The following is a 17,234-nucleotide window of genomic DNA, read 5'->3' as shown; positions in this document are numbered from 1 at the left end:
TGTGTCTTTTTGAATTTGCGCGGGCGATCACGACGACAAGCCGCCGAAGAGCGTCGGCACGTCGAGCGGGCGAAAGCCGTAGTGGGACATCCAGCGGACATCGGCGTTGAAGAAATCGCGCAGGTCCGGCATGCCGTATTTCAGCATGGCGATGCGGTCGAGGCCCATGCCCCAGGCAAAGCCCTGATACTCGTCCGGATCGAGCCCGCCGGCCTTCAGCACGTTCGGATGCACCATGCCGCAGCCGAGAATCTCCATCCAGTCCTTGCCTTCGCCGAACTTGACGATCGGGCCGGAACGGTCGCATTGGATGTCGACCTCGAAGGACGGCTCGGTGAAGGGGAAGAAGGACGGGCGGAAGCGCATCGTCACCTGGTCCACCTCGAAGAAGGCCTTGCAGAATTCTTCCAGCACCCAGCGCATATTGGCAACGTTGGCGGTCTTGTCGATCACGAGCCCCTCGACCTGATGAAACATCGGCGAATGCGTGGCATCGGAATCCTGCCGGTAGGTCTTGCCCGGGATGATGATGCGGATCGGCGGCGCCGCAGCCTCCATCGTGCGTATCTGTACCGGCGAGGTGTGCGTGCGCAGCACCTTGCGCTCGCCCTTCTCGTCCGGATCGAAGAAGAAGGTATCGTGCATCTCGCGGGCGGGATGTCCCTCCGGGAAGTTCAAGGCGGTGAAATTGTAGTAATCCGTCTCGATGTCCGGCCCTTCGGCGATCGAGAAGCCCATGTCGCCGAAGATCGCAGTGATCTCGTCGACGATATGGCTAATCGGATGGATGCGGCCGCGCTCGGCCGGCGAGGAGCGCACCGGCAGGGTGATATCGACCGTCTCGCGCGCCAGCCGCTCGGCGATCGCGGCATCCTTCAACGCCGATTTGCGGGCGGAGATCGCCTCAGTCACCGTGGTCTTCAGCGCATTGATCCGGGCGCCGCGCGTCTGGCGTTCTTCCGGGCTCATCGTGCCGAGCGTCTTCAGGAGTTCGGAAATCGAGCCTTTCTTGCCGAGCGCGCCGACGCGCACCGCCTCGATCGCCCCTTCGTCGCCGGCGGCATCGATCTCCGCCAGCAATGTCCGTTCCAATGTTTCCAGTTCGCTCATTCTGTCCTGCCTCAATGCGGGAATGGTCGGTGTATCGGTTCAATTCTTCGGCAATGTGATCGCATCGATCGCGGACGATGCGCCGAATAAGAAAAACCCGCGCCAGCCCTGCCAGCGCGGGTTTCCCAACAATTTCAGAAACGGTCTTGGGAAAACGCTGGCTTAACGGACAGCGCTTTCAAACTCGTTTGCCGTACCGGCTTCCTTGAGATAGGCAAGCGCCTTCTTGGCAGCTTCGACGAGCGCCGTGAATGCAGCCGACTCATGGATCGCCATGTCGGAGAGAACCTTGCGGTCGATCTCGATGCCGGCCTTGTTCAGGCCGTCGATGAAGCGGCCATATGTCAGCCCGTGTTCGCGTACGGCAGCGTTGATGCGCTGGATCCAGAGTGCGCGGAAATTGCGCTTGTTGACCTTGCGGTCGCGGTAGGCGTACTGCTTGGAACGGTCCACCGCTGCCTTGGCGGCGCGGATGGTGTTCTTACGGCGACCGTAGAATCCTTTGGCAGCCTTCAGCGTCTTCTTGTGCTTGGCGTGGGCGGTTACGCCGCGTTTTACACGTGCCATGTCATGATCTCCTTAGTATCCAATATGCCTGACGTCTTAGAGACCGTTCGGCAGGTAGTTCTTGATGACCTTCTTGCCATCTGCTTCGGCGAGAACCATGGTTCCGCGCGCGTCGCGAATGAACTTGTTGGTACGTTTGATCATGCCGTGGCGCTTGCCGGCAGCCTGCGCCTTCACCTTGCCCGAGGCGGTGATCTTGAACCGCTTCTTGGCAGACGATTTCGTCTTCATCTTGGGCATTTTGCTACTCCATTGTTCTTCGTTGTCGAAACGGGCAGACGTGGCCCATCTCCAGCGTTAAGAACGGCCACGGCATGCCCTGCCGGACCGTTCGGACGGGGGCTTATAACCGCCCCTCCGGAAAAACGCAACCCGGCTGCAGAAGAAGCCGGCGACCGCACGCCTCGCAAATCGACCGCGATTTCAAGGACAAGGACATGCTGTGGCGAAGCCCATGAAAAAGCCGCCCGGAGGCGGCATTTTCATCATATCACTTCTCCTGCAAGTCTCCTTGAATCGACCTCGGTTCAAGGATCGCAGTCGGATGAGACGCGCGACGTGCAGCGGCGGCGATCACTTCGGCGCCAGCACCATCATCATCTGCCGGCCTTCGAGCTTCGGCTCGGCCTCGACCTTGGCGATCGCCTGGGTATCGTCCTTGACTTGCATCAGAAGCTTCATACCGAGTTCCTGGTGGGCCATTTCGCGCCCGCGGAACTTCAGCGTCACCTTCACCTTGTCGCCTTCCTCGAAGAAACGGTTCATGGCCTTCATCTTCACCTCATAGTCATGGGTGTCGATGTTCGGGCGCATCTTGATTTCCTTGATCTCGACGATCTTCTGCTTCTTGCGCGCCTCGGCCGCCTTCTTCTGGTTGGCGTATTTCAGCTTGCCAAGATCGAGAATCTTGCACACCGGCGGGTCTGAGTTCGGTGCGATCTCCACCAGATCAAGACCGGCCTCGTCCGCCATGCGGAGCGCCTGGTCGATCGGCACGTCGCCCAGGTTCTGGCCTTCGGCATCGATGAGCTGGACCCGGGGAACCCGGATTTCCTTGTTTGCGCGAGGCCCTTCTTTTACCGGGGCGTCCGCTTTGAACGGTCTGCGAATGGTCGTACTCTCCTCGAGCTGTTTGCGTACTAATTGTGCAAAAACGGTCAGCGCGATTTCAAACGATGCGCTTGAAATAGTCACTGTACGGCAATGTGTGAATTGCGGCTCCAGAGTCAATAGCATGGTGCGCAGGGAAAATCACCACCTGTCGAAGCGCTGGCGAATCTGTTTTAGAAGAAAATCCGCTCGAAACGGATGCGTTCGGGCGAGATGGAGCGAAGGGAGCGCGATTTTTCGCCTTCGTCCCGCTCCGGTTCGTCGCCGGGCTCGACCGACCCGGCGAATCGCGGTCCAAAGGGAGACATGCAATGTCAGCGACGCCGGCCGAAACCGAAATTTCGCGGATCGAGGTGGGCAAGGACGCCTCGGCGCGGATGATCGCCCTGCGTATCTTTCGCGCCAAACCGGCCTCGATGCTGCCCGCCCTCGTCTGGCTCGGCGGCTATCGCTCCGACATGACCGGGACCAAGGCGGTCGAAGTCGAGCGCCATGCCCGCGCCGTCGGAACCGATTGCATCCGCTTCGACTATTCCGGCCACGGCGCCTCCGGCGGCGCGTTCAGGGACGGCACGATCTCGCGCTGGCTGGAGGAAAGCCTCGCAGTCGTCGACCATGCAGCGAGCGGACGGGTGATCCTCATCGGCTCGTCCATGGGCGCCTGGATCGCACTCCGGCTCGTCGAGGAACTCAGGCGCCGCGGCGAGGGCGAGCGGGTTGCTGGCCTCGTGCTGATCGCCCCTGCGCCGGATTTCACCGCCGAACTGATCGAGCCCAATCTCACCGAAGCCGAAAAGGCGTCCCTTGCCGAGCAAGGCTATTTCGAGGAGCCGTCGGACTATAGCCCCGAGCCCAACATCTTCACCCGCGCCCTCATCGAGGACGGCCGTGACAACCGGGTGATGACGGGTCCGATCGAGACCGGCTGCCCCGTGCATATTCTCCAGGGCATGTGCGATCCGGACGTCCCCTACACGCATGCGCTCAGGCTGATCGAGCATATGCCGTCGGACGACGTGGTGATGACCCTCATTCGCGATGGCGACCATCGGTTGTCGCGAGAGGAAGACATTGCCAGGTTGAAACAGGCGATCGACGCGCTCATCGCCAAGGCCTGATCAGCCGCCGGACGCCGCTATAGGAATTTCCCCTGCTGTTGAAAACCCCCGCGAAACCCGCGGGCGCAGGGTCCTGCGCGCTTTTGGTTGGGGCGCTTAACCATAAAGGCTAATCCGCCATTCAGCCGATTGACTCTGAGGATCAGACAATATTAACTCTTTGTTAACGATTAGAACAGCGTCAGGGGAAATCCTAAAAAAGCTGTCATCAACTCAGGATTGCGCGACAAGGCGGGAACAGCAGGTCGCGTTGCAGGGGATTTGTATGGCAATTTGGAATGGGGTTAAGGGAAGCGTAGCTGGACTCTGCGCAATTTTCCTTTCGGCAAACATGGCAATTCCCGCGCAGGCGGGTGCTTCTCCCTGGATGCAGACCGGTTCGGCGACCTCGCAGCCGATCGGGCATTACGAATTCTGCCAGAGTCACAAGGGCGAATGCAGCGTCCGTTCGAGGACAGGCGCGGCACCGCGCGTCACCGCCAGCGGCTGGGCCGTCATCCGGCAGGTGAACGCCTCGGTCAATCGCGAGGTCGCAGCGATCACCGATCAGGAACTCTACGGCAGGGAGGAAGTCTGGTCTTATCCGAATGGACGCGGCGACTGTGAGGATTTCGCGCTCGAAAAGCGCAGGCGCCTGATGCAGAAAGGCTTTTCCGCCGGCGACCTGCTGTTGACCGTTGTGCGCAAGCCGGATGGCGAAGGACACGCCGTTTTGACGGTGCGCACCGCCCAGGGCGACTTCATTCTCGACAATCTCGATAATGGCGTGAAGCTCTGGACTCAGACTCCCTATCGTTTTCTCAAGCGTCAGGCCACGCGCAATAGCGGCCATTGGGTCACGATCGACAACAGCGCGGAGGTGCTCGTCGGCTCGGTTGGCCAGTAGCAACAATTATCGAGGGGGATGTCGAAAAAGGGCCGGTTAGCCGGCCCTTTTTCATACCCTGCACTCTTTGAACTGAATCTAAGCATCGTACCATCCGAAAATCGGGTCCGATTCTCGGACCGATGCGCCAGCCATCCGTCAGGCGTTGCCGATGACGACGCCGGCCGCGAGCACCAGGCCGCCGCCGAGCACGACCTGGAAAGCGGCCCTGAGGAACGGCGTCTCCATATAGCGGTTCTGAATGAAGGCAATCGCCCAGAGTTCGAAGAAGACAATGACGATGGCGGTGACCGTGGCCGTCCAAAAATGCGGAATGAGATAGGGCAGCGCATGGCCGAGGCCGCCCAAAGCCGTCATGATACCGGAAGCCAGGCCGCGCCTGACCGGTGAGCCGCGGCCCGAAAGCCTGCCGTCGTCATGCGCGGCTTCGGTGAAGCCCATGGAAATGCCGGCGCCGACCGAGGCCGACAACCCGACCAGGAAGGTCTGCCATGTGTCCTGCGTGGCGAAGGCGGCGGCGAAGATCGGCGCGAGCGTCGAAACGGAGCCGTCCATCAGTCCGGCAAGTCCCGGCTGCACATAGGTCAGAATGAACTGCCGGCGTGACGTCTGGTCCTCCGCGTCGCGTATGTCCTCGGGCGTATGCTCTTCTCCAAGTCGGCGGGCGAGCGATTCATGCGACTTCTCGGCAATTGCGAGATCCCCCAGAAGCTTGCGCGTCGCCGCGTCCCGGCTGCGCGCCGCCGCCTCGACGTAGAAGCGGTGCGCCGCCGCCTCCATCGCCTCCGCCTCCTCGCGCGCCTTTTCGATTGGCATTTCGGCGATCAGCCAATCGGGCTTGCGCTCGGGAAAATCGCGCACATGCTCGCGGCGAATGAGCGGAATGCGGTCGCCGAAGCGGGCGACATGCAGGTCGATCAAAGCCTGGCGGTGCCGGCTTTCCTCCTCCGCCATTTCCTCGAAGACCTTTGCCGAGTGCGGATATTTGTCGCGAAGCGCATCCGCATAGGCGAGATAGATGCGGCCGTCGTCCTCTTCCGACGAAATCGCAAGCGCAAGCACTTCCTGTTCGCTGAGCGAGAGAAACCGCCGCTTGGAGCGGGAGAAAAGGCGGGCAAGCATCGCAAGAATCCATCTTTAGAATAATTCTAAAGAGAGATAGATGCCGTCCGCCGGGCCGTCAAGGCGAATCCTCTTGGCGCCCGGCTCAGATCGAGAGATCGAGCGCCTTTTCCTGCTCCATATAGGTGCGCTGGCGGTCGGTGATGTAATCGCGCACGATCGGCGTCGCGTCGCGCGAACGCGACAATTGCATGTGGAACACGAGCTGGCTGCCGGTGCGGAACATCATTTCCGCGCTGATCAGGTAGAATTCCCACATGCGGGCGAAGCGCTCGTCATACATGGCGATCACCTTGTCGCGGTTTTTCTCGAACCGTTCGCACCAGTGGGCGAGCGTCGTCGCATAATGAAGGCGCAGGAATTCGAGATCCGTCACCCAGAGGCTGTTCTGCTCGACGACCTCGAAGACTTCCGAGAGGGCCGGCGAATAGGCGCCGGGGAAAATGTATTTGCGAAGCCAAGGGCTGGCCATTCCGGGCGGGCTCATATGGCCGATCGAGTGCAGGACGGCAAGCCCGTCATCCGGCATCAGCGCGTTCAGCTTCTTGAAGAATTCGTCATAGTGGTGAACACCGACATGCTCGAACATGCCGACGGAAACGATGCGGTCGAAGGGGCCCTCGACATCGCGATAGTCCTTGAGCTCGAACCGCACCCGGTCGGCAAGTCCCGCCGCGCGGGCCCGCTCGGTAGCGAGCGCCTGCTGCTCCTTGGAGAGGGTGACGCCGAAGACCTCGACGTTTTCCAGTGCCGCCAGGTAGAGGGCGAGATCGCCCCAGCCGCAGCCGATGTCGAGCACCTTCATGCCGGGCTTCAGACAGAGCTTGGCGGCGAGCAGCCGCAGCTTGTTGCGCTGCGCCGCCTCCAAAGTCTCGCCCGGCTCGCGGAAATAGGCGCAGGAATAGAGCATATTCTCGTCGAGGAAGAGCCTGTAGAAGTCATTGCCGAGATCGTAGTGATGGGCGACGTTCTGCTGAGCCTTGCCCTTCGGGTTTGCCTGCTGACGCTTACGGAAGCGCATCTTGATCGCCCGCAGGAGCTTCTGGATCGGATAGGAGCCAAGCGAAAGGCGATTGATCGAAAAGAGGGTGAGGAAATCCCTCAGCGTCGACCCCTCCTCGAAGCGCAGGGTGCCGTCCATATAGGCCTCGCCGGCGGCAAGCTCCGCATTGAAGACGAGGCTGCGATAGAGCCGTTTGTCCGTCAGCCGCATCGTCACGCGCGGGCCGGGCTCGCCGGAAAAGACGTGCCTCTTGCCATCGGCATCGATCACCGTCAGGCAACCCGTGCGGATGAAGGCCTTCATCATATGCGACAATGGAAACATGCGGTGCCTCGCTCTCGTACCGCTCTAATGGCGGCGGGATGTGACCCTAGCACCGACCAGGCAAAATGCACGCTGGATTTTTGCCGCTGCACCACGGGTTGTGGCTGCGCTCGGGCCGAACGACAATGGGGACAGCAGGCCGTCCCCATCGAAGCATTTTGAATGATGCGCGGGCAATCCCGTGCCGATGCAGGTAAAGCCTCAGTCCTTGGCGCGCTCGACGTAGGAGCCGTCTTCCGTCGCGATGACGACGCGGGTCCCGGCCTGAATGTGCGGCGGCACGCTGGTGCGAACGCCGTTCGAAAGTACGGCCGGCTTGTAGGAGGAAGAGGCAGTCTGGCCCTTGACCACCGGTTCGGTCTCGGTGATCTCGAGGACCACGTGGCGCGGCAGGTCGATGGCGATCGCAATCCCTTCATGGATCGACAGCATCACCGCCATGCCTTCCTGGAGGTAGGACTTCTGGTCGCCGATATCCTCGGCCGACATGACGAGCTGGTCGTAGGTTTCCGGGTTCATGAAGTGGAAGCCTTCGGCATCCTCGTAGAGGAAGGTGTGCTCGCGGTCCTCGACGAAGGCGCGCTCGACCTGCTCGGTCGTGCGGTAGCGCTCGGAGACCTTCACGCCGTCGGAAATGCGGCGCATGTCGACCTGCGTGACCGGCGTGCCCTTGCCCGGGTGGAAGTTCTGCGCGGTGAGCACGACATAGAGCTTGCCGTCGACATCGAGGACGTTGCCCTTGCGGACAGAAGAAGCGATGACCTTGACCATTAGTCTTCCTTGTAACAGAGGTACGCGACACGAGCGCCCCGGTGGGCCATGAGGACGCGAGAATGGAGTTTCGCGCCGCCAGTACCGCAAATTTGCGCGAAATGCCAGCCTAAGCCGGCACGCCGCGCGCAAGAAAGCTTGGATCAGACCGACCATGCCGCATGCCTCTCCCTGGTGGACCCCGGATGTCCATGCCGACCGGCGCCCTTTCCTGATCGGACGCAACCGCATCCAGTCAGCCTTGCGCCGGTACTTCGAGGAGCGCGATTTCATTGAAGTCGACACCGCGACGCTGCAGGTGTCGCCCGGTAATGAGGCGCATCTGCACGCCTTTGCAACTGAAGCGATCGGCCATGACGGCTCGGTCCAGCCGCTCTATCTTCACACCTCGCCGGAATTCGCCTGCAAGAAACTGCTTGCCGCGGGCGAGAGGCGCATCGCCTGCTTCGCCCATGTCTACCGCAACCGCGAGCGCGGGCCGCTGCACCATCCGGAATTCACTATGCTCGAATGGTATCGAGCCGGGGAGAGCTACGAGATCTTGATGCGCGACTGCGGCGAAATCCTTGCGATCGCCGCCGGGACGGCCGGCGCACGGGCCTTCAGCTATCAGGGTCGTGTCTGCGACCCCTTCCTGGAGCCGGAGCGGCTGTCGCTGGCCGAGGCTTTCGAGCGCTTTGCCGGCATCGATCTCATCGACTCGATCGAGAAGGACGGTTCGACCGATCGGGAGAGGCTGGCCGCCGCCATGCGCGCGGCTGGCCTGCGCGTCGCCCATGACGACAACTGGACGGATCTGTTCAGCCGCGTGCTCGTCGAGAAGGTCGAGCCACATCTCGGCTTCGGCCGGCCGACGATCCTCGATCACTATCCGGTCGCCGAGGCGGCGCTCGCCCGACCTGCCTCCCACGACCCCCGCGTCGCCGAGCGCTTCGAGCTTTATGCCTGCGGCGTCGAACTGGCCAATGCCTTCGGCGAACTCACCGACGCCGCCGAACAGCGCCGGCGCTTCGAGTTGGAAATGGCCGAGAAGGCGCGGGTCTACGGCGAAACCTACCCGCTCGACGAAGACTTCCTGGCGGCGCTTGCCAAGATGCCGGAGGCAAGCGGCATCGCGCTCGGCTTCGACCGGCTGGTCATGCTGGTGACGGGAGCCTCCCGCATCGAGCAGGTTCTATGGGCGCCGGTCGCAGAGGCAAGCGCATGACCATCGACCGCCCGATCAGGACAGCGCGCGAGCTGGCCGGAGCCGGTCTCATCGACGCCAAGGCTGAGGAAGCGATCTCCCGCGTTGCCTCTCGCTATGCCGTGGCGATCACCCCGGCGGTCGCAGGCCTCATCGACCGCGACGATCCGAACGATCCGATCGCCAGGCAGTTCGTGCCGGATCCGACCGAATTGACGCTTTCACCCGAAGAGCGGGCCGACCCGATCGGCGACGGGCCCCATAGCCCGGTGACCGGCATCGTTCATCGCTACCCGGACCGGGTGCTGCTCAAGGCCGTGCATGTCTGCCCGGTCTATTGCCGCTTCTGTTTCCGGCGCGAGATGGTCGGCCCACAGGGGCTGGGCACATTGACGGCCGCCGAGCTCGACGCGGCGATCAACTATATAGCGGGGCATCGGCAAATCTGGGAGGTGATCCTCACCGGCGGCGACCCCCTCGTGCTGTCGCCCCGCCGGCTTCAGGAGATCTTGGAGCGCCTCCGCGCGATCGAACATGTGAAGGTCGTCCGTTTCCACACGCGCGTGCCGGTCGTGGAGCCGGAGCGGATCGATGCGGATCTCACTGCGGCGCTGAAGGCAAGCGGCAAGGCGACCTATGTCGCGCTTCATGCCAATCACCCTCGGGAACTCTCGGCCGCAGCGCGCGCCGCCGCCGCCCGGCTGATCGATGCCGGCATCGTCATGGTCAGCCAGACCGTGCTTTTGAAGGGCGTCAACGACCACCCGGAAGTGCTCGCCGACCTCATGCGCGGCTTCGTCGAAACACGGATAAAGCCCTATTACCTGCACCACCCGGACCTCGCTCCGGGTACCGGCCACTTCCGGCTGTCGATTGAGGAGGGCCAGGCCCTTGCGGCGTCTCTTCGCGGCCGCGTTTCCGGCCTCTGTCAGCCAGCCTATGTCCTCGATATCCCCGGCGGCCACGGAAAGGCGGTCGTCAGCGCAAATGCGATTTCATCCGAGGGCGGCGGCAGCTACACGATCACGGATTTCCGGGGAAACCCGCATAGCTATCCCCCGAAGGAGTAAGGTTCCACTGCAGGGTGGTCATCATCGGCGCGACAAGCTGATAAAATTAACATGCGCTGAAACACCTTGAAACTGTGCATCGGTCTTCCGGAACTCGGTTACGATTTTCGGGCCGATGCTTTGATAACCCGCGATACCTGTCCAAGGCTCCAGCAAATCGAGCACAAGGGAGCATCTTCGAAATCGATCCAAAAGGCTGAAACGCGGCATGCGGGTGCACGACTGCGGCACTCCCCATCCCGTTTCGTATGGCCCCGGAGAACGCGATGGAACCGGAGATCCGCTTCACGGGAGTGAGGGAAACCCTGCTCATCACACTGCAGGCGAAGGCCGATGAAAGCCGCATGCCGGACTCTCTCCTCAATGATCGCCGCGCCGCCGCAGTGCTCCGGCGGATCGGCCAGGACTTCGAGCGGCTGAGGGTCGGCCACGACATGGCCGTCGGCATTGCAATCCGCGCCCACCTGCTCGACCGCTGGACCGCCGCCTTCATCGACCGGAATCCCGATGCAATCGTCGTCCATCTTGGCTGCGGGCTCGACAGCCGGGTCTTTCGCGTCTGCCCTCCCCGGCAGGTGCGCTGGTTCGACATCGATTTTGCGGACGTCATCGCCCTCAGGCGGAAGGTCTATCCTTGCCCCGAAGGCTACACGATGATCTCCGGATCCATCGTCGGGAAGAAATGGATGGAGAAGCTCCCCAGCGACGGCCCCGCCATGATCCTTGCCGAGGGCGTGCTGCCCTACCTGGAACCGGATCAGGTGCCTGCATTGTTGCGACGTCTTGTTGGCTATTTCCCCAGCGGCGAAATTGCCTTCGACGCCTATAGCGCGATAGCGACCCGATTGCTCTGCTACAATCCTGCCATCCGAGCCACCGGCGCCGTGCTCCGCTGGGCCGTCGACGACGCGACCGAGCTTGAGCGGCAAGTGCCGGGTCTCGCACTCATCGAGGATCATTGCGAGTGGAATGGCGCACAACTGGCGCGCCTGTCACCGTCGACCCGCATCGCCGTGCAGTTCCTGCAGCTCGGCTTCCTCCACTGCCGTATGGGCCAGATCCTGCGCTACCGATTCTAGCGCGAAAGGCCGCACGGTTTCCCGGCGGCCCCTGCGAATGCGGATGCGAGACTCAGCCCTGTTTGATCGGCGCGATCGAAATCTCGACGCGGCGGTTTTGGGCGCGGCCGGCTTCCGTGGCATTCGAGGCAATCGGGCGCTGCAGGCCGTAGCCCATCGTGGAGATGCGCCGCTGATCGATGCCGCGGCTGCCAAGATAGTTGGCGACGGAGGCGGCGCGACGCTCGGAGAGGCCCTGGTTATAGGAGGCGCTGCCGGTCGAATCAGTATGGCCGTCGACGTCGATCAGCGTCTTGTTGAACTTGCGCAGCACGATCGCAACGGAATCGAGCGTCGAATAGAAGTCCGGAATCACCTGGTCGCGGTCGGTCGCAAAGGTGATGTTCGACGGCATATTGAGGATGATGCGGTCGCCGGCACGCGTCACAGAGACACCGGTGCCCTGGAGCTGGGCGCGCAGCTCCGCCTCCTGCTGATCCATGTAGTTGCCGACGAGGCCGCCGCCGAGTGCGCCGATGCCGGCTCCAACGAGTGCGGCGTCACGGCGCCCGGCAGCGCTGCCGCCGACCAAGAGACCGGTCGCCGCGCCGAGGCCCGCGCCGATCAGCGCGCCGCCGGCCGTGTTCGACATCTTCTGCTCTCCCGTATAGGGATCGGTGGTCGTGCATCCGGAGAGATAGACGGCGGCAACTGCAAGGATGGCGCATTTCTTGATCATCGAATCAGTAATCCCCATTGGTGCTGAAGCTGCTTCATACCATGGATTGCGGCAGGAAGATGGAGCGGCGGCGGCTTTCCACAGAGGCAGATTGCGCCACGGCCGGCACGAGGACTACCTGCATGTCTCCTTTCATCGACCTCGATTCAAGGACAAAGATATGCAGCAATTTAAAGTGCTACAGCGACCTCTGCGCGTTCAATAAGACGCGCGGCGCTGTAGTGGCGGCGCACCTCCGCCACATTGCTGTCCAGAGCGCCCGCTAACCGAGCCTCGCACAACCGCGGTCCTGCGTTTCTCTTCTGGATAGGCGGCTCCGACGCGCGGAGTCGCATTCGGCACGAGGTTGTATTACTGAAGGTAAATGAGCCCCCGGCATCCCTCGCAAAGCGGGTATTGCCGGCGGACCGGAGCGATTGGAGAAGGGCCAGACATGACGATCGAGTTCGGCGATACGGAACGCAGTCTCAGCGACACGCTCACCGGAATGATCGCTTCGATCCGCGGCGATACGATCACGCTGCGCGAGTTGATGGTCGAAATCGGCGAGCAGGGATTCCTGCTTCTTTGCGCGCTGCTGACGCTGCCGTTCCTGATTCCGGTATCGATCCCCGGGGTGAGCACCGTGTTCGGTGCAGCCATCATCCTCATCTCTCTGGCGATCACCCTGAACCGTCTCCCCTGGTTGCCCCGGCGCATTCTCGACCGGCAGATCGACACCGAGAAGCTGGTGCCGACCCTCAGGAAGGGAGCGGCATTCGTGGCGAAACTCGACCGGTTCGTGCGACCGCGGCTTCACGGCCTTACCCAAGGCGCCGTTATGAACCGCTTCAACGGCCTAATGATCATGGCCGGTGGCGTACTGCTGATGTTCCCCCTCGGGCTGGTACCGCTGTCGAATACGCTCCCGGCCATCGCCATCCTGCTCCTGTCGCTCGGCATTATCCAGCGGGACGGGCTGACGGTGGCCGCGGGCTATTTCTTTCTCGTCGCGACCACAATCTATTTCACCATGCTCGGCTATGCCGCCTTCGCCGCAGGTCAGGGCCTTTCGAACTTCTTCATCTCCTGAGGCGTCAGACAAGCGACTCCAGGCGCTTGTAGCTGCCGAAATCGGTGCGGATATTAAGCCGCCCCATCATCGCTTCCCGGTCGAGGCGCAGTTCCCTGTCCAGTGCCGCCAGGGCGGAGACGATCCGGGGCGCGACCTCCTCGCTCGCAAACTCGATCATCGTGACGAAATTGAACACGCCCGGACCGGCATTCTGCTCCAGGATCCAATCGCGTACATAACCCTCCTGGCTGCGGACGACGGCAAAGGTCTTTGCCACGAGGTCGAGGAACTCGTCTCGCGCTTCCGGCGGCACAGCGAATTTGTTCACGCGGTACAGGGGCTGCGACGCGGCCTGCTCAATCTCACTCATCGACTTCTCCTTTAGCTAAAAGCCCGGCCGCTCGATCGCGGCCTGACAAACGCGGTCATTGGTACGACCTCAACCAAAGTTGAGGTCAATAGCCGGATGGAGAAAAATCAGCGGGCGATGCCCATGAGCACATTGGCGACGTTCAGGCCAATCTCCGGGACACCATAGCCGCCCTCCATGCAGACCACGGTCGGCAAGCCCATACTCTTCAAGCGTTCCCCCATGCGGAGATAATCCTCCGACTTCAGCTTGAAGAAGCTGATCGGATCGCGCTCGAACGTATCGACCCCCAGCGAGAGAACGAGGGCCTCGGCACCGAAATCGGCGATGCGCGACAACGCGTCGTCCATCGCCGCGCTCCAGGTCTCGAAGGTCGTGCCGCGCGGCAGCGGATAGTTCTTCGTCGAGCCTCGGCCGACGCCGGCCCCTTCCTCGTCGGCGAAGCCGAGAAAATGCGGAAAGGCATCGGCGGGGTCGCCATGCAGCGAGGCGAAGAAGACGTCGCCGCGCTCGTAGAAGATGTCCTGTGTGCCATTGCCGTGGTGAAAATCGACGTCGAGGACGGCGACCTTCGTCGCGCCGAGATCGCGCAGGCGCTGGGCCGCGCAGGCGGCGTTGTTGATGAAGGAATAGCCGCCGAAAAGGTCGATCGCGGCATGGTGGCCCGGCGGGCGGCAAAGCGCGAAGGCGGCAGGATTGCCGGCCGCGACATGCTCCGCCGCCGAAAGCGCGCAGTCCATTGCGGCGCGTGCGGCGGCGAAGGTGCCATCGGTGATCGCCGTTTCGGCGGCGAAGGCGTAATAGCCGAGCGCGCCGTCGATATCCTTCGGCGGATGCTGGCGCATGCGCCGCGCCGGGAAGCAGGCGGGAATGGCCTCGCCCCGATAACCGTCGGCCACCCAGCGGTCCCAGGCTGTCTCGAGGAATTCGAGATAGTCCGCCGCATGGAGCTTCAGTGCCGTTTCCATGCCGTGACGCCCCGGCGCGACGACATCGGAAAAGCCCGCTTCTTTGACGGCGGCGAGGATCCACTCGGCCCGAAACGGCGCCTCGAAGGGCGCAACGAGTTCGCCGCCATGCAGTTCGGTGCGGGCGTCTCTGAGTTTGTGGTCTTCGGAATAGATTACGCGCATCTCGGGGTCCTGACTGGTGGAGTGCTGAGCCAAGCGACACGCAAAGCGTGCGACACTTTTGCGGGACCTGCTTAGGCGGAAAGATGCTTGTAGAACAGTGTGGTCGCGCAATAGCGGCCGTCCGGCATCAGCGCATAATCGGGAACGACGCCCACCCGTTGCCAGCCGAAGCGCTCGTAAATGGCCTCGGCCGGTTCGCCGGTGGCGGTATCAAGCACCAGTACCCGCCTTCCCCGTTTCACCGCTTCGGCCTCCGCTTGCTCCATCAGCCGGCGCGCAATGCCGAGCCCGCGCGCCTGCCGATGCACCAGCAGCTTCTTGATGTCGGCGCGGTGCGGCTGGTTCGGCATCGTCGCAAGGCCGATCTGCACGGTGCCGAGCGCCCGGCCATCGACCTCGGCGACGATCAGCACGGTTTCGCTCCGGGCAACTGCGGCCGCAACGCTTTCCCAGAAGGGTCGTGCGTCCTGCGGGGCAAAGGGCTGCATGAAGCCGACCGATGCGCCGCCCTCGACGCAATCGGAAAGCACCTCGGCAAGCGCCGGCAGTGCGGCACGGGTTTCTTCTTCGGTCAGGACGCGGATGATTGCATCGGGCATGGTTACACCTTGGTGCGGCAGAGGATGACGGCGTAATGCGCCGTCTCGTCATAGGGATTGTGAAAGACATGGGCCTCTTCGAGCCCCATGAAGAGGCAGTCGCCCGCCTCGAGCACCAGCGGGCCGTTCTCCATCGTCAGTTCCAGGCGCCCGGAGAAGAGCCAGAGGTGCTGGGTGATGCCGCGGTCGGCCGGCTGACGCTCGAAGACGACACGCGCCCCCGGCGGAAATTCGACCTCGACGATATCGACCGGTGAACCGAGACCTTCCGGCGAAACCGAGCGGCGGAGATAGCCACTTTCCGGATCACGCCACAGCCGCTGCTCCGCCCGCCGCGCAATTGGCGAGGCGTCGTTGCCTGCGGTAGCAAAAAGGGTCGACAGCGTTGTGCCGAGTGCGCTGCAAAGTTTTGCCAGGAGTTGGGCCGTCGGGCTCGCCTCGCCGCGCTCGATGCGCGAAATCATCGCGCGGCTGACGCCGGAGCGCATGGCCAGTTCATCGAGCGTCAGCGAGCCCGCCGCACGCAGTTCGCGCACCCGCTTGCCGATCGTCCGTTCGAGAGTGGTCGTTGCATCCATTATTTGAGAATGGATTTCTCCTATAATGGAGTCAAGGACCGTGAAAAATAAACTTTGCCGATGCCGCTCGGACGACACTGCGACGGCCGCGGCCGCGCTAGTCTTGCGTTGAGGCGGCTTCGTGAGGAGAGCAGCTTGAGCAGGTCCCCTTCAGCGCTCTTGTCGATCGCCAGCATCGTTACGTCGATGACGGCGGTCGCCATCGGCAACGGCATGATGCTCGCCTATGTCCCGTTTGTCCTGACCCGCTCCATGGCGGCGGACTGGGTTCCGGGGGCCGCAGTGACGGCGATCGCCTTTGGCGGTCTCGTCGGTTGCGTGCTGGCGGGTCCGCTGATCCGCCGCGTCGGCCATGCCCGAGCCTTTTCGTGCTCGATGGCGGTCGTCATCCTTGCCGCGGTATTGATCAGCCTCGGCGTCAACCCCGCACTCTGGATTCTTGCTCGCGGCCTTTACGGCGCCGCCGCCAACACCAACTTCATCATCGCCCAGAGCTGGCTGAACCATGCCAGCGACAATCACTGGCGCGGCAAGGCCATGGCGCTCTTCTACATGGCCTATGTGATCGGGCTAGGGACCGGCGCCTCGCTCTTCGGGCAGGTCCCACTCGAGGGCAATCTCGCGCCGGTCGCCACCATCTTCTTCACGGCGATCGCGATCCTGCCGATCGGACTGACGCGGCTGCCGACACCGCCCGCGCCCGCCCGGGTCCGCATCGACATCGCCATGGCGTGGCGCAGTTCCCCGGTTGCCTTCATCGGCGTGCTCGCCTCCGGCGGCCTCTCCATGCTGGTGCAGGGCTTCACGCCGATCTATGCCGCCGCCAATGCGATGAGCCAGCGCGAGGTGGCGACTCTGATGTTCGTCATGCAGTTCGGGCTGCTTCTCATCCAGTATCCGATGGGAGCGTTCTCCGACCGCATCGATCGCCGCATCGTGCTGGTCGCCACCTCGGTGCTCATCATGGGGGCCGGGCTTGCAGCCCTCGCCGTCTCTTTCGACAGGCTCTGGCTGCTGATGCTGGTCTTCGCGGTTTTTGCCGGGGCCGTCGAAACGATCTACTCGATTGCCAATGCCCATGCCAACGACCGCACCGATCCGGACGATTTCGTGCCGCTTGCAAGCACCCTCCTCGTCGCCTGGTCCGCGGCGGCGACGGTCGTGCCGCTGCTGGTGACCGCACTCACACCCGCCTTCGGCGCAGGCCTGTTCATCCCCGCGACGGTGGTGGTGGCGCTGCTCTACGCCGCCTTCGTACTCCTGCGCCTGCGCACGCGCGAGCACGTCCCGCCGCCGCTTCGCGGGGCCTTTGAACTGAAGAGCGCCCAGTTGCCCAGTGACGCTCCATTGGGCGAGGCGGAAGCGCGTCCGGAGTAGCCGCCTCACGGCCGAATTTATAGTGAACGAAGCCTTCATTTCCCGCTTTGCGCCGCCTG

19 protein-coding genes are annotated in these 17,234 nt (G+C 62.8%); 7 read left to right on the top strand and 12 right to left on the bottom strand.

Annotation, left to right across the window (positions count from 1 at the left end; translation table 11 throughout):
* Window positions 1-27 precede the first annotated feature (27 nt).
* From pheS to infC, 4 genes are all read right to left on the bottom strand, one after another.
* Entirely contained in the window at window positions 28-1,110 is a 1,083-nt protein-coding gene (pheS, locus tag EKH55_RS17200; protein ID WP_151611895.1) for a phenylalanine--tRNA ligase subunit alpha, read from the bottom strand.
* 162 nt (window positions 1,111-1,272) lie between these two features.
* Entirely contained in the window at window positions 1,273-1,677 is a 405-nt protein-coding gene (gene rplT / locus EKH55_RS17195; protein WP_069459829.1) for a 50S ribosomal protein L20, read from the bottom strand.
* A gap of 36 nt (window positions 1,678-1,713) precedes the next feature.
* Window positions 1,714-1,917, bottom strand: a complete 204-nt coding sequence (rpmI, locus tag EKH55_RS17190; protein ID WP_034853570.1) for a 50S ribosomal protein L35 — start codon at window positions 1,915-1,917, stop codon at window positions 1,714-1,716.
* 333 nt (window positions 1,918-2,250) lie between these two features.
* The gene (gene infC / locus EKH55_RS17185) at window positions 2,251-2,787 is read right to left on the bottom strand and encodes a translation initiation factor IF-3 (RefSeq protein WP_083265394.1); all 537 of its coding nucleotides are present in this window, start codon (window positions 2,785-2,787) and stop codon (window positions 2,251-2,253) included.
* 311 nt (window positions 2,788-3,098) lie between these two features.
* Here infC and EKH55_RS17180 point away from each other — a divergent pair, with 311 nt between their 5' ends.
* Together EKH55_RS17180 and EKH55_RS17175 are read left to right on the top strand one after the other, a co-directional pair.
* Entirely contained in the window at window positions 3,099-3,905 is an 807-nt protein-coding gene (locus tag EKH55_RS17180) for an alpha/beta hydrolase (protein WP_069459830.1), read from the top strand.
* Between the two features lie 265 nt (window positions 3,906-4,170).
* Window positions 4,171-4,791, top strand: coding sequence for a transglutaminase-like cysteine peptidase (locus tag EKH55_RS17175; RefSeq protein ID WP_069459831.1), 621 nt, complete (start codon window positions 4,171-4,173; stop codon window positions 4,789-4,791).
* Window positions 4,792-4,929: 138 nt separating this feature from the next.
* Here EKH55_RS17175 and mbfA read toward each other — a convergent pair whose 3' ends face one another.
* The 3 genes from mbfA to efp all read right to left on the bottom strand — a co-directional run bounded on the left by mbfA (window position 4,930) and on the right by efp (window position 8,011).
* Window positions 4,930-5,913 carry an iron exporter MbfA gene (gene mbfA, locus EKH55_RS17170; RefSeq protein WP_069459832.1) on the bottom strand — a complete coding sequence of 328 codons (984 nt, stop codon included), beginning with the start codon at window positions 5,911-5,913 and terminating at the stop codon, window positions 4,930-4,932.
* An 85-nt stretch (window positions 5,914-5,998) separates the two neighbouring features.
* Window positions 5,999-7,240 carry an SAM-dependent methyltransferase gene (locus EKH55_RS17165; protein WP_151611894.1) on the bottom strand — a complete coding sequence of 414 codons (1,242 nt, stop codon included), beginning with the start codon at window positions 7,238-7,240 and terminating at the stop codon, window positions 5,999-6,001.
* A 201-nt stretch (window positions 7,241-7,441) separates the two neighbouring features.
* Window positions 7,442-8,011, bottom strand: coding sequence for an elongation factor P (gene efp, locus EKH55_RS17160; protein ID WP_069459834.1), 570 nt, complete (start codon window positions 8,009-8,011; stop codon window positions 7,442-7,444).
* A 154-nt stretch (window positions 8,012-8,165) separates the two neighbouring features.
* Between efp and epmA the strand changes: the two genes are divergently transcribed.
* From epmA to EKH55_RS17145, 3 genes are all read left to right on the top strand, one after another.
* Window positions 8,166-9,218 carry an EF-P lysine aminoacylase EpmA gene (gene epmA / locus EKH55_RS17155; protein WP_151611893.1) on the top strand — a complete coding sequence of 351 codons (1,053 nt, stop codon included), beginning with the start codon at window positions 8,166-8,168 and terminating at the stop codon, window positions 9,216-9,218.
* Window positions 9,215-10,267, top strand: coding sequence for a lysine-2,3-aminomutase-like protein (locus tag EKH55_RS17150; RefSeq protein ID WP_151611892.1), 1,053 nt, complete (start codon window positions 9,215-9,217; stop codon window positions 10,265-10,267). The genes epmA and EKH55_RS17150 overlap by 4 nt, the downstream gene beginning before the upstream one ends.
* Before the next feature lie 266 nt (window positions 10,268-10,533).
* Window positions 10,534-11,346, top strand: a complete 813-nt coding sequence (locus EKH55_RS17145; protein ID WP_069459836.1) for a class I SAM-dependent methyltransferase — start codon at window positions 10,534-10,536, stop codon at window positions 11,344-11,346.
* Between the two features lie 52 nt (window positions 11,347-11,398).
* On the opposite strand, the gene EKH55_RS17140 is transcribed toward EKH55_RS17145, so the two are convergent.
* Window positions 11,399-12,064 carry a YiaD family glycine zipper/OmpA-like lipoprotein gene (locus EKH55_RS17140; RefSeq protein WP_069460028.1) on the bottom strand — a complete coding sequence of 222 codons (666 nt, stop codon included), beginning with the start codon at window positions 12,062-12,064 and terminating at the stop codon, window positions 11,399-11,401.
* 433 nt (window positions 12,065-12,497) lie between these two features.
* Here EKH55_RS17140 and EKH55_RS17135 point away from each other — a divergent pair, with 433 nt between their 5' ends.
* Window positions 12,498-13,136 carry an exopolysaccharide biosynthesis protein gene (locus EKH55_RS17135; protein ID WP_069459838.1) on the top strand — a complete coding sequence of 213 codons (639 nt, stop codon included), beginning with the start codon at window positions 12,498-12,500 and terminating at the stop codon, window positions 13,134-13,136.
* A 4-nt stretch (window positions 13,137-13,140) separates the two neighbouring features.
* Here EKH55_RS17135 and EKH55_RS17130 read toward each other — a convergent pair whose 3' ends face one another.
* From EKH55_RS17130 to EKH55_RS17115, 4 genes are all read right to left on the bottom strand, one after another.
* The gene (locus tag EKH55_RS17130) at window positions 13,141-13,488 is read right to left on the bottom strand and encodes an antibiotic biosynthesis monooxygenase family protein (protein ID WP_151611891.1); all 348 of its coding nucleotides are present in this window, start codon (window positions 13,486-13,488) and stop codon (window positions 13,141-13,143) included.
* Window positions 13,489-13,595: 107 nt separating this feature from the next.
* Window positions 13,596-14,621: a histone deacetylase family protein gene (locus tag EKH55_RS17125; RefSeq protein ID WP_151611890.1), complete on the bottom strand. Its 1,026-nt coding sequence runs from the start codon at window positions 14,619-14,621 to the stop codon at window positions 13,596-13,598.
* Between the two features lie 71 nt (window positions 14,622-14,692).
* Window positions 14,693-15,220 carry a GNAT family N-acetyltransferase gene (locus EKH55_RS17120; protein WP_151611889.1) on the bottom strand — a complete coding sequence of 176 codons (528 nt, stop codon included), beginning with the start codon at window positions 15,218-15,220 and terminating at the stop codon, window positions 14,693-14,695.
* Between the two features lie 2 nt (window positions 15,221-15,222).
* On the bottom strand, window positions 15,223-15,798 hold the full coding sequence (locus EKH55_RS17115; RefSeq protein WP_192803728.1) for a helix-turn-helix domain-containing protein: 576 nt from the start codon (window positions 15,796-15,798) through the stop codon (window positions 15,223-15,225).
* Window positions 15,799-15,933: 135 nt separating this feature from the next.
* Between EKH55_RS17115 and EKH55_RS17110 the strand changes: the two genes are divergently transcribed.
* Window positions 15,934-17,175 (top strand): MFS transporter, encoded by a 1,242-nt coding sequence (locus tag EKH55_RS17110; protein WP_151611888.1) that lies wholly within the window; start codon window positions 15,934-15,936, stop codon window positions 17,173-17,175.
* Window positions 17,176-17,234: the final 59 nt, after the last annotated feature.

Origin of the sequence: Sinorhizobium alkalisoli (assembly GCF_008932245.1) — a bacterium.
GTDB classification, from domain to species: Bacteria; Pseudomonadota; Alphaproteobacteria; order Rhizobiales; family Rhizobiaceae; genus Sinorhizobium; species Sinorhizobium alkalisoli.
Note: the sequence above shows the minus strand (reverse complement) of the source record. Positions and strands in the feature narration are given on the sequence as shown.